We start from the raw sequence: 12,231 nt of genomic DNA, 5'->3' as shown, positions 1-12,231 counted from the left end.
CGATGTGGAGGCAGTCGCTCTCAAATCTTGTTGCTCTCCGGCACGATGGCGAGCCGCCGCACGATCTCGGCTCCGACGGCGCGGGCTTCGACCCGCGAGCCGATGCGGGGGCTGCGAAACCGCTTCCCGGAGTGCAGCCGGATCACGACGATGCAGTGCTCGTCCTCGGACCGGCCGCGGCGCTCGACCGTGATCGTCTTCACGTCCCGCCCTTCGATGTGGTCCGCGCGCGGTGTGCCGTCGCCCCACAGGCGTTCGACGCGGATATCGCCTGGCCGGATGATCCAGAAGGCGCCCGTGACGAGATTGGCATATCTGTACACGGCGAACGCGGCGATCACGCCGACCGGCAGCAGCAGGATCTCGACATGGCTCGGCGGCAGCCCACGCCACAGCTTGTAGGCATAGGGGAGGGCACACAATGCGACGGCGATCAGCGCAAGGATGCGGATGTCGCGCGCGGGAAACGGCTCGAGCGGTTCGCCGAGATGCATCTCCGGATTGCTGGCGTCGAGCGGATTGCGGGGTGCCTCGAAATTGGCAACGCCGAATTGCGCGGCGATCCGGGCTACGGTGTCGCGCACATGGGTGACGTCGGAGATCGGCGGAGAGGTCAGGCGTTCCCCGGAGGCCAGCGTGAATGCGAGCTGGAAACGGGCTTTCACGCGCTTGCTGCCGGGAACCTGTAAGCCGCTGATGTCATCCTTAGGGACGACCCGCGTGCGGAGCTTTCCGAACGGACGCTGTTGCCCGATCAGGATCTCGTTCGGCGTGATGATCCATACTACCGCCGGCGCCATCATGATGCCGATGACGAACCCCGCCCCCACCAGCAGCGCCACCACCGAGATAGTGATTTCCAGGGTGTCGCGCGTGAATAGGCCCGGCGTGAAGCACAGCGCAACCGCGGCCGCGCAGCCGGCCACAATCAGCCGCTGCGCGATCGAGGAGCCTTCACGAAGGCGGATGTCGGTGCTGGTGGTCGCGTCGTCCATCGCGGGCGGCTGATTCCGTCGCCCGCGAAACTCCACGGACGGGTCCGTGGAGTCAAGCAACAAGCGCGACAGATGAAGCCGCCGCGCGAAGGCGGTGCGGAATCAGCTGTTCACGTTCAGCAGCCGCGCCACGGTGCGGTCGATCTGGTCGTAGCTGCCTTCGCCTTCGTGCTGGAACACGATCTTGCCGGTCTGGTCGACGATATATTGCGCCGGCCAGTAACGGTTGCGGTAGGCGTTCCAGGTCTTGGACTCATTGTCCTGCGCCACCGGATAGGTGATGCCGTGGCGTTTCAGCGCGGCTTGCACGTTCGAGGCGGACCGTTCGAACGGAAATTCCGGCGTGTGCACGCCGACCACGACGAGACCCCGGTCCTTGTACTTGGCGTAGAGCTCGGTGACGTGCGGCAGCGTATTGACGCAGTTGACGCAGCCATAGGTCCAGAAATCGACCAGCACGACCTTGCCACGGAGATCGGCCATGCTCAGCGGCTTCGAGTTGAACCAATTGTTGATGCCGGTGAAGTCGGGCGCGCTCTCCTGGCTTGCGGCCGCGACGCGCAGCGGTGTTGCGCGGGATACCTCGTCGCAGATGCCTGGGATCACGGCGCCGGTGACGGTGAAGCCGATCAGTGCGGCGGCCACGGTGAGCAGTTTGAAAGTCATGGAAGCGTCCTCCGGTGAAATGGATCGATGATCACAGGCCGATCTGGCCGGTGGGATAGAAGCCGGTAAGCCACGCCACGATCAGCGTGTCGTATTGGAAATAGGCGGCGGCGGCGAAGGCGATCACGACGACGCCAAAGCCCTGCTGCAGCCGCGGCGAGATCCGGGCGAGGCTGCGCACCCGCGTGGTCGCGGCCTGTCCGCCATAGGCGATTGCCAGCATCGGGATCGCGGCGCCGATGGCGTAAGCGATCAGCAGCGTGCCGCCCCATGACAGGTTCTTCGAGGTCGCAACCAGCGTCAGGATCGAGCCGAGTACGGGGCCGGCGCAGGGCGTCCAGACCAGGCCGAGCGTCGTGCCGAGCACCAGCCCGCCGAGCGCGCCCTCGCGCTGGGTGGCGCTGGAATTGCCGAAATCGAGCCAGCCATTGAGCCGGATCGACAGAAATTCGAACGGCGCCGGCCACAGCATCAGCAGGCCGAAGCCGAGCAGCAGGATCGCGGCCGCTTCGCGCAGCACGTTCGGATCGAAATCGAACAGCCGCGTGATTGCGCCCAGCAATAGCGCGGTCGCAGAGAACGAGATGACGAAACCGAGCGCGATCATCGCCGGGCGCAAATGCCCTGCGCGCCCGATCGAGGCACCCAGCAGGATTGGCAGCATCGGCAGCGTGCAGGGCGCGGCGATGGTGAGGACACCGGCGAGGACGGCGAAGAACAATTCGAGCATGGGGCACTCGTGAAGGAGGTCACGAGGGCATTTCGGAACGGATGCGCGGCGCGTTACGCAGCGTCACGGCTTCGTGACGGAGGGGAATTTGCAAAGGTCGTCATGCCCGGGCTTGTCCCGGGCATCCACGTTCTTTGTCGTGGGGCTGGACGTGGATGGCCGGGTCAAGGCCCGGCCATGACGATGTGGAGCGACAGTGTCCCAGCGGTCGCGTCCGGTCGGGCCCCAAACACAAAACGACCCGGAAGGGGGGCATCCCGTCCGGGTCGCTGGAGGTCCTTGGGAGGTTTAACGAAACCGTATGTGAGCTTTATAGGGGGGAAGTTTTTCCGCCTGATGTTGTGCTTTGTTTCAATTGTTTCGTCGGCGGTAACACTTCCGTGTCCGGGGAAAGGGTCAGAGTGCCAACCTTATCCCGTTGAATTCGTTGAGATCAGGCGGCGAAACGCTCGACGCCGCAGCCCTTAAGCAATTCGGCGAGCTGCTTGCGGGCGTAGAACATCCGGGTCTTCACCGTGCTCTGGGGAATCCCGATGATCTGGCCGACCTCCTCCACCGACTTCTCGTGGTAGTAGACGAGGGTGATGATCTCGCGATGCGCGGGCGACAGCTTCTGCACGCAGGCGCGCAGGATGGCGCTGGTGTCGGTGCGGTCGAGCGAGGTCTCGGGCGTCTCGGCATCGTCGGGAATCTGGCGCACGTCTTCCTGGTCGATGTCCTCGAAGCGGCGCTGGCGCATCGCGGTCAGGGCCTTGAAGCGGGCGATCGAGAGCAGCCAGGTCGAGACCTGCGAGCGGCCCTGGAACTGGCCGGCGGTCCGCCACACGTCCAGGAACACCTGGCTGACCAGGTCTTCCGCCGTGGTGGCGTCACGCACGATGCGCAGGATGAAGCGGTAAACCCGTACATTGTGTCGGCAGTAAAGGATGTGCATGGACGTCCTGTTGCCGCCGGCAATGCTTTCGAGAAGCATGTCGTCCGAAGTCGCCTGAGCGGCAATGATGCTCTGGCTGGCCTGGGCGTTGATAGCGATGACGTTCGGCATGGACTTGGCTCCCCGTAGCGCCGCAACCGAGCGGCGTTTCCTTGAGCCAAAGTGTTAATGAGCCAACGTTTCGGGACGTCTGCACGAAAAGGAGAAAATGGTTTCGTGCGCCGCCAAATTGTTTCGTCGAAATCGCCGCGACGAAACATTCGAGGCAAAAAGGCAAGGAATTTCAATGGACGGAAGGTGCGGGGGGCGGATTTGGCGGGGCTGGAACGTATTTCCAGCTCTTGCGTTCGGTCGCGCCACATACACCGCTGTCGTCCCGGGACGCCAAGCGAGCCCGGAACGACGGCGGTTGGTGGCGCGCGCCCTTACGCCTTCTCGCCCGCCGGCGAGAACAGATAGCCGCCGCCGCGGATGGTGCGGATCACGGCGGGCTTGGCCGGATCGGGCTCGATCTTGCGGCGGATGCGCATGATGCGGAGATCGACCGCGCGGTCGAAGGCTTCGGCGTCGCGCGCATTCGCAAGCTCCAGGAGGCGCTCGCGCGACAGCACGCGCTTTGGATTGGCAGCGAACACTTTCAGCAGCCCGAACTCCGACGCGGTCAGCGGATGTTCGTTGCCCTCGTCGTCGCGCAGGGCCTGCGCTTCCAGATCGAGCCATTTGGTGCCGAAGCGCACCAATTGGTCCTTGTCGGATTTCGCAGCGGCAGCCTCCGGCGCGGCCGCCTTGGCCGGCGCACTTCTGCGCAGCACCGAACGGATGCGCGCCATCAGCTCGCGCAGCTCGCAGGGTTTGGCCACGTAATCGTCGGCGCCGAGCTCGAGCCCGACCACGCGATCGATCGGGCTCGCGGTCGCCGTCAGCATGATCACGGGCACGTTGATGCGGCTCTTGAGGTCGCGGATGATCGAGAGGCCGTCTTCTTCGGGCATGTTGAGATCGAGCACGACGAGATCGGGCATGCTGCCGTCGATCGCGGCGCGCAAGCTCTTGCCGCCGTCGCACAGCGTCACGGTGAAGCCGTGCATCTTGAGGTAATCCCCGACCATCTCCCGGGCCGGGGCCTCGTCGTCGACGATCATGATGTGCTGGCTTTGGGTCATGGCACTAGGTCGGCATTTCGGTCGCGGGGAGGGTGATGGTGAAGGTCGAGCCCTTGCCGGGGCCGTCGCTGTCGGCGGTCACCTCGCCGCCATGCATGTCGATAATACGCTTGACGATGGATAACCCAAGCCCCGTCGAGCTCTCGCCGGCGGTCGGCTTTGCCGACAACCGCTGGAACCGGCCGAACAGGCGGCCGAGATCCTCCGGCGACAGGCCGGCGCCCTCGTCGGTGACGCGGACGATGGTTTCGCTGCCCTCATGGGTCACGGCCACGTCGATCTTGCCGCCGATCGGCGAGTATTTGATGGCGTTGCTGATGAGGTTGTCGATCGCCTCGCGGATGCGGTCTGTGTCGCACATGGTGACGATGTTGGGCGGCGCGGTGACGCTGATCGTCTGCTGCTTGTTGACCGCGAGCGGCTGGTTGGCGTCGGCGACCTCCTTGACGAGGGCCGCGACGTCGACCGGCTCGCGGCGGATGGTGATGTCGAAGGCATCCGCCATCGCGTCCGAGATCAGGTGATCGACCATCGTGGTCAGCCGCTTGGTGGCGTCGCGGATGTGGTCGACCTGGGCGACCACGCCGTTTTCCGAGGCGCCGGTCGAGATCAGCTCCTTCAGCATCTCGGTGCGGCCGAGGATGACGCCGAGCGGATTCTTCAGGTCGTGCGCGACGGTGCCCAAAATCTCGTTCTTGAAGCCGTTGGCGCGCTGTAGCCGCAGCCATTGCGCGGACAGGCGGCGATTGGCCTGCATCAAGGCACGGGTGCGCTGGGCGACGCGGTCCTCCAGCTGGGTGTTGGCGTCCTGGAGCTGCTGGTAGAGGATGACGTTGTCGAAGGCGATCGAGAGCCTCGAGGAGAAGATCTCGACCAGCGAGCGGTCGGTCTCGGACAGCTCGCGCTCGGCCTGCAGCAGCACCACGACCTCGCGGCCGGATCCAGTGCGCAAATAGATCACGCTGCGATGGTCGGCGAATTCGTTCTTGCGGCGCTGGAACGCCGCCTCCACCATCGCCCGCAGATCGGGATCGAGTGCCTTCGACGTCGTGGTGCCGATGAAGCGGCTGTAGCAGCCGCTGCCGGCGAGGACCGAGAGCTCGGGATCGATGCCGCCGTTGTCGCGCAGGACCAGGATGCCGGCGCAGTCGACGTTGAGCAGCGAGGCGAGCTGGGTCAGCACGCCCTCGGCGAGCCGCTGCATCGACTTGAAGTCGTACAGCGTCGAGGCTGCATCGATGATGATCTCCAGCCCGCGCCGCGTCTGCACCATGCGCTCGAGCTGCTGGTAGGAGCGCAGCGCCGCGGTCAGCGAGGTGAACAGCTTGTCGGCGGTGAGCTCGGTCTTGGCCTTGTAGTCGTTGATGTCGTACTGCACGATCACGCGCCGCTCCGGCGCCTGGCCGGGCTGGCCGGTGCGCAGGATGATGCGGACGGTCTCGTTCTTGATCTCGTTGCGGATGAACTCGACGAGCTCGAGGCCGGCGACGTCGGTCTCCATGATGACGTCGAGCAGCACGGCGGCGATGTCGTTGTGCTCGGCCATCAGCTTGCGACCTTCGGCCGCGGAATAGGCCGACAGGATCTCTAGGCTCTGGCCGTTCAGGCTGTAATCCGAGAGAGCAAAACGGGTGCCGTCATGCACGGCCGGATCGTCGTCGATGACGGCGATCTTCCATTTCCGGGCGTTGGCATCCTCCGACGCGGTACCGGTATCGTCGATCAGGTGGAGGACATCGTCCTGTTCGGCCATTGAGAAGTCCCGTCACTTTCTGTGCTTTGCGCGCCGCCCTTGGCGATGCGGGGCATGATAATGCGAAAAGTAGTGCCTTGTCCCAGCTTGGATTCCAGCATCATGCGGCCGCCCAGCTGCTGGGTCACGAGGTTATAGACGATATGAAGGCCGAGTCCCGTGCCACCTTCATTGCGCCGGGTGGTAAAGAATGGGTCAAAGGCCTGGCGCTGCACGTCTGGAGTCATGCCGGCCCCGTCGTCGGCGAAGCTGATCTCGATATCTTCAGTCCCGCGCGGCCGCGCCGAGATCGCGATCGTGCCGGCCCGGCCGTCGGCGAAGGCGTGGTTGGCGGCATTGAGGAACAGATTGGTCAGGATCTGGCCGTAGGAGCCGGGATAGCCGTCGAGCAGCAGCCCTTCGGGCACGTCGACCTGAAGCGTGATCGGCGAGCGCTTCAGCACCGGGCGCAGGCTGGCGATGATCTGGTCGGTGGCCTCGCTTAAGCTGAACTGCCGCCGCTCGGCATGGGAGCGGTCGACCGCGACCTGCTTGAACGACTGGATCAGCTCGCCGGCGCGGGTGAGATTGGCGACCAGCTGCTGCGAGGCGTCGCGCGAGGATTGCACGAACTCCTCCAGCTGCGAGCGCCGCAGCCCGCCCTCGCCCTTGAGCTGGGCTTCGAAGATCTCGGTGCGCCGGGCAAAGCTCGAGGCCACCGTCAGGCTGATGCCGATCGGGTTGTTGACCTCGTGCGCGACGCCGGCAACGAGGCCGCCGAGCGCGGCGAGCCGCTCGGCATCGATCAGGTTCTGCTGCGCGGCGTTGAGCTCGAGCAGCGCACTCTCCGCCTTCTCCTTCGACGCGCGCAGCTCGTCCTCGGTCTGGCGCTTCGCGATCGCGTTCTCGCGGAACACCTCGACCGCGCGCGCCATCGCGCCGACCTCGTCGCGTGCCTTGGTGCCCTGCACCTCGCGGTCGAGGTCGCCGAGCGTGATCGCGCGCATCGCGGTCATGATCTGCTGCAGCGGTAGGCGGATCGACAGCGCGATCATCACGCCGGCGGTGAGGATGATGCCGAGGAAGATCACCGCGATCGACAGCACGCGGCGGGAAATGTCGGCCAGGGTGCGGTCGAAGGTCTCCTGCGCCTTCTGCTCGCGCTGGCGCATCTTGGTCGAGAGATCGTCGATGGCGCCGATCGCCTCGGCCTGGCTGGCGTCGATGGTGTTGCGGAGCAGCTCGGTGCGGCTCGCCAATTGCTCGGAGAGTTTTGCGAAACCGACGCGCAGCGCAGCGGTGCGGGCGCCGAGGCGCCGCAAGGCCATCCTCTGGAGATCGTTGTCGGCGAGATCGATCATCACGGGGATGGTCTTCTCGATCGTCTCGGTGTGGCGCCGGGCGTCGTCGGCCGCGCCCGCCGACTGCGACAGATAGTAGGAATTGGCCGCGACCAGCATCGCGGTGAAAGCCTCGCGGGATTTGCCGAGCGAGGGCCAGATCAGCGCGTCGCGATGGCCGGTGGCGCCTTCGATGATGGAATAGAGGCCCGCCATGTCCCTGGCCGGACCCTGCACCTCCTCCTCATAGGTCTTGGCGATGGTGGCCTGCACGCCGCGCAGCTCGCCGAAGCCGTTGAGGAAGCGGTCGGTGGTGCGCTCGAGGTCCTCAACCGAGCCCGATAGCATCGGGTCCTTGGTGGCGCGGTTGGTCAGCGTGCCCAGCACCGCCTCGCGCAGCAGGAGGATCTCGGCGAACAGGTCCGGGCTCGGCTGGTTGATGTAGCGGTGGATCAGGTTCTGCAGCCGCCCGGTCTCGCTTTCCAATAGCGCCAGGATCCGGTCGGATTCGCGCACCTGGCGCACGTCGTCCCAGGCCGAGCCCAGCACATGGGCGCCGTTCCAGATCATGGCGACCAGCACCACCACCACGGCGGAGTTCAGCGCCGCGATCGACAGGATGCGCCAGCGGATCGGCACCGCGCGCAGCACGCCGACGAGCCGCGCGCGCAGCCGCCCGAGCGGGCCGGCCGGCCTGTCCGCGTGCTCGCTATGTCCGGCTGCGATCAACTGGACCTACTCCACCTTGCGAATGCGTTCGATCAGCGCGGCCGCCGCCGGATCGCGCGCGGCCTTGGCATAGATCGGAGCCATGGCATCCTCGAACCGCTTGCGGTCGATGTCCTTGATGATGGTGACGCCGGCCGCTTCCGCCTTGCGCTGCGACTGCTCCTCCAGGTCGCGCCATTTCTCGCGCATGAATCGGCCCGAGCGCTGCGCGGCCTCCTTGAAGATCGTCTGCTCCTCCGCCGAGAGGCTGTTCCAGGCCTTCAGCGAGATCACCAGCACCTCCGGGCTCATCGTGTGCGCGGTCAGGGTGTAATGGCCGGCATGCTTGTAATGGTCTGTGGTCACGAAGGATGGCCAGTTGTTTTCGGCGCCGTCGATCAGATGGTTGGCAAGCCCGGTGAGCACCTGCCCGTAGGGCAGCTCGATCGGTTCGGCGCCGAGCGAGCGCATCATCTGGTTCATCAACTCCGACTGCTGCACCCGGATCCGCAATCCCTTGAGGTCCGCGACGTTCCTGACCGGACGGAGCCCATTGTAGATCGAGCGCGCGCCGGAATCGTAGAAGGCGAGCCCGACGAAGCCATAGGGCTCGAAGCTGCCGAGGATCTCGCTGCCGATAGGCCCGTCCAGCACCTTCTGCATGTGCTCGATGGACCGGAACAGGAACGGCATCGCCAGCACGTTCATCGCCGGGACGAAATTGCCGATCAGGGCGACGTTGGTCCGGTTGAGGTCGATGGCGCCGACCCGGGTTTGCTCGATGGTCTCCTTTTCCTCGCCGAGCTGGCGGGAGTGGAACACCTTGATCTCGTGCCGGCCGCCGGTGCGCTCGGCGATCAGGGCGCCCATGTAGCGCAGCGCCTGGACGGTCGGATAATCCTCGGCCTGGGTGTCGGCGGCGCGAAATTCGCGTGCGAGGGCGCCCGTCGTCCAGACGGTCAACAAAAGCGCGACGAAGATCACCCCGGTCCGCGAGAGTTCGGCACGGCTCAGCACTGGCACACTCAACCCCTCAGTGGTGGAGTCTATGGCGGAAGGAAAAGGTTCAACGCAATCTAGCAGATGGTTGATGGAAGGCTATCCCGGCTCCCGGCGAGGGACCGATTGTGCGGCGCGGCCGGCGCGCATTCGCGGTTGAAACCGCAATGGCCGCGCCTTAAGCAGGGACGGTCGCCGTTTAGCGCCGCCAGATCGGAAGAGCCATCGTGATTTCAGCATTGCGCCTTTTGCCGGTCGTTGCCCTCGCAGCCCTCACATTCATCTCGAAAGCACAGGCGGCAACCGACATCGCGTGGTGGCACGCCATGTCGGGCGAGCTCGGCCGGCAATTGGAAAAACTCGCCGCCGACTTCAACGCCTCGCAATCCGACTACCGGATCGTGCCGACTTACAAGGGCAACTACACTGAGACCGTGACGGCGGCGATCTTCGCCTTCCGCTCGCGCAGCCAGCCCGCCATCGTCCAGGTCAACGAGGTCGCCACCGCCACCATGACCGCGGCCAAGGGCGCGATCTATCCGGTGTTCAGCCTGATGCGCGACCAGGGCGAGCCGTTCTCGCTCAGCGACTACCTTCCCGCCGTCTCCGGCTACTACACCGATGCGGCCGGCAATCTGTTGTCGTTCCCGTTCAATTCCTCGACGCCGATTCTCTATTACAACAAGACCATGTTCCGCGACGCCGGCCTCGATCCCGAGGTGCCGCCGAAGACCTGGCCGGAGCTGGGCGCCGCAGCAAAGCGCCTGCGCGATCGCGGCGCGCCTTGCGGCTTCACCACGTCCTGGCCGTCCTGGATCCATGTCGAGAATTTTTCTGCCTTCCATAACCTGCCGCTGGCGACCCGGGCGAACGGCTTCGCAGGGCTGGACGCGGAATTGACCATCAACAATCCGTCGCTCGTGCATCACATCGCAGCGCTCAGCGAGTGGCAGAAGACCAGGCTGTTCGACTATAGCGGCCGGGGACAATCGGCCGAGCCGCGCTTCCAGAAGGGCGAATGCGGTATTTTCATCGGCTCCTCGGCGACGCGCGCCGACATCAGAGCGAATTCGAAATTCGAGATCGGCTACGGCATGATGCCGTACTGGCCCGACATGAAGGGCGCGCCGCAAAATTCGATCATCGGCGGCGCCACGCTCTGGGTGCTGCGCGACCGGCCCCGCGAAGAGTACAAGGGCGTGGCCCGGTTCTTCGCCTATCTCTCCCAGCCCGGCGTGCAGGCCGCCTGGCACCAGAACACCGGCTATCTGCCCGTGACCCGCGCCGCCTTCGAGCTGACGCGCTCGCAGGGCTTCTACGAGCGCAATCCGGGCTCGGCGATCTCGTTCGAGGAGATCACGCTCAATCCGCCGACGGAGAACTCCAAGGGCATAAGGCTGGGCTCCTTCGTGCTGATCCGCGGCGCGATCGAGGACGAGCTGGAGCAGGCCTTCTCCGGCCAGAAGAGCGCGCAATCAGCGCTCAACTCCGCCGTCGAGCGCGGCAACAAGATCCTCCGCCAGTTCGAGCGGGCCAGCCCGGAGCGGTAGGCTCAGCGTTAAAGGGGCAAGATCTTTCCACAGCGTCATGGCCGGGCTTGTCCCGGCCATCCACGCCTCAGCCACAGCGCGAAGAACGTGGATGCCCGGGACAAGCCCGGGCATGACGACCTCAAATGCATCGAGTGCGCCGATGTCGATGACGCTGCCCCACCTCACTGACGCCGAAAGCTTCCGCGCTTTCCGCTCCGCTTCCTCGCAATGGCTGCCGATCGCGCTCGACATCGCGCGCAGCCACGGCTTCGACGCCGACGCGCCGCATGTCTTTGCGACCGGCACCAACCTCGTGATCGGGCTCGGCGACAAGCTGATCCTCAAGATATTCCCGCCGCTCTTGCGCGCGCAGTTCGTCTCCGAGCGTGGCTCACTGACGCAGCTCAACGGCCGCCTGCATCTGCCGATCCCCGAGATCGTTGCGGAGGGTGAGCGCGACGGCTGGCCCTACCTGATCATCACGCGCCTTGCTGGCACGCTCGGCTCCGAGGTCTGGCCGCATCTGCCGGAAGACCAGAAGGAGCGCCTGCTGCGTCAGATCGGCGAGACCATCGCTTCCGTACAGCGCGTCCCGCTCGGTGCGCTCGGTAGAATCGAGCCGCGCTGGGACGATTTCATGCGTCGGCAGATGCAGGGCTGCAGGGCGCGGCATACGCGTCTCGGCCTCGCGCCCAAATTCCTCGCCGGCCTCGACGACCTCCTGTGTGACGCGGAACAGCTGATCCCGATGGATGCGCCGCCGGTGATCCTGATCGGCGAATACATCCCTGAGAACTTTCTGCTCGCCTGCGATGACGGCCAATGGTCGCTTGCCGGCCTGTTCGACTTCGGCGACGTCCTCGCAGGATGGCGCGACTACGATCTGCTCGGCCCCAGCGCCTTCATGGCAGCGGGCCGGCCGGGTCGGGTGAAGAATCTGCTCGAAGGCTTTGGCTATCCGAAGCCCGACGATGCGCTGAAGCGCCGCCTGATGGCCCTGATGCTGCTGCACCGTGCCAGCGATCTCAACAGCCACATCTGTATCGAGGGTTGGCAGGAGCAGGCGAACGACCTGATCGAGCTGCAGGAGCTGATCTGGGCCAGCTGAGCGCTCTGGGGGTACCGTCATTCCGGGGCGCCGCGAAGCGGCGAGCCCGGAATCCATTGTACCGCACGTACTGCCGCCCGATGGATTCCGGGCTCGATGCTGCGCATCGCCCGGGAACGACAGCGATGGTGGCTGCCGCGGCACGCTCTTCAAAGCTCGTTCTGAGCCGCCTCGCACATGAGCGACAAGAATTTGTTGCATAATTTATATGCAAATGCCGATCTTTGTATGCAATTTGCGCCGTGGCCAGATTTGTGGCTTTCGGGATTCGCTTGGAAGATGCAGTGATATCAGGGGCTTAAAGACATTGTAACGCTCCCTTAA

10 protein-coding genes are annotated in these 12,231 nt (G+C 65.0%); 2 read left to right on the top strand and 8 right to left on the bottom strand.

Going from position 1 to position 12,231, the window contains the following annotated elements; translation table 11 throughout:
• Positions 1-20: 20 nt before the first annotated feature.
• The 8 genes from BCCGELA001_RS34710 to BCCGELA001_RS34675 form a co-directional block, all read right to left on the bottom strand.
• Positions 21-995, bottom strand: a complete 975-nt coding sequence (locus BCCGELA001_RS34710; protein ID WP_060737351.1) for a hypothetical protein — start codon at positions 993-995, stop codon at positions 21-23.
• 102 nt (positions 996-1,097) lie between these two features.
• Positions 1,098-1,661 carry a thioredoxin family protein gene (locus tag BCCGELA001_RS34705; RefSeq protein WP_008567375.1) on the bottom strand — a complete coding sequence of 188 codons (564 nt, stop codon included), beginning with the start codon at positions 1,659-1,661 and terminating at the stop codon, positions 1,098-1,100.
• A gap of 31 nt (positions 1,662-1,692) precedes the next feature.
• Positions 1,693-2,391: a cytochrome c biogenesis CcdA family protein gene (locus BCCGELA001_RS34700; protein ID WP_060737350.1), complete on the bottom strand. Its 699-nt coding sequence runs from the start codon at positions 2,389-2,391 to the stop codon at positions 1,693-1,695.
• Between the two features lie 433 nt (positions 2,392-2,824).
• Positions 2,825-3,436, bottom strand: a complete 612-nt coding sequence (locus BCCGELA001_RS34695; RefSeq protein ID WP_008540804.1) for a sigma-70 family RNA polymerase sigma factor — start codon at positions 3,434-3,436, stop codon at positions 2,825-2,827.
• A 314-nt stretch (positions 3,437-3,750) separates the two neighbouring features.
• Positions 3,751-4,488 (bottom strand): response regulator, encoded by a 738-nt coding sequence (locus tag BCCGELA001_RS34690; RefSeq protein ID WP_060737349.1) that lies wholly within the window; start codon positions 4,486-4,488, stop codon positions 3,751-3,753.
• A 4-nt stretch (positions 4,489-4,492) separates the two neighbouring features.
• Positions 4,493-6,241: an ATP-binding response regulator gene (locus tag BCCGELA001_RS34685; RefSeq protein WP_060737348.1), complete on the bottom strand. Its 1,749-nt coding sequence runs from the start codon at positions 6,239-6,241 to the stop codon at positions 4,493-4,495.
• Entirely contained in the window at positions 6,211-8,289 is a 2,079-nt protein-coding gene (locus tag BCCGELA001_RS34680) for a sensor histidine kinase (RefSeq protein WP_060737347.1), read from the bottom strand. Before BCCGELA001_RS34680 ends, BCCGELA001_RS34685 begins: the two co-directional genes overlap by 31 nt.
• Positions 8,290-8,295: 6 nt before the next feature.
• Positions 8,296-9,291: a TRAP transporter substrate-binding protein gene (locus BCCGELA001_RS34675; RefSeq protein ID WP_060737346.1), complete on the bottom strand. Its 996-nt coding sequence runs from the start codon at positions 9,289-9,291 to the stop codon at positions 8,296-8,298.
• Between the two features lie 188 nt (positions 9,292-9,479).
• Between BCCGELA001_RS34675 and ugpB the strand changes: the two genes are divergently transcribed.
• Positions 9,480-10,817, top strand: a complete 1,338-nt coding sequence (ugpB, locus tag BCCGELA001_RS34670) for a sn-glycerol-3-phosphate ABC transporter substrate-binding protein UgpB (protein ID WP_060737345.1) — start codon at positions 9,480-9,482, stop codon at positions 10,815-10,817.
• A gap of 142 nt (positions 10,818-10,959) precedes the next feature.
• Positions 10,960-11,907, top strand: a complete 948-nt coding sequence (locus BCCGELA001_RS34665; RefSeq protein WP_008540821.1) for an aminoglycoside phosphotransferase family protein — start codon at positions 10,960-10,962, stop codon at positions 11,905-11,907.
• Positions 11,908-12,231: the final 324 nt, after the last annotated feature.

The sequence above is a fragment of the Bradyrhizobium sp. CCGE-LA001 genome (assembly GCF_000296215.2).
In the GTDB taxonomy this organism is placed as follows: Bacteria; Pseudomonadota; Alphaproteobacteria; order Rhizobiales; family Xanthobacteraceae; genus Bradyrhizobium.
The sequence above is the reverse complement of the archived record's forward strand: the minus strand, read 5'-3'. Positions and strand labels throughout refer to the sequence as shown.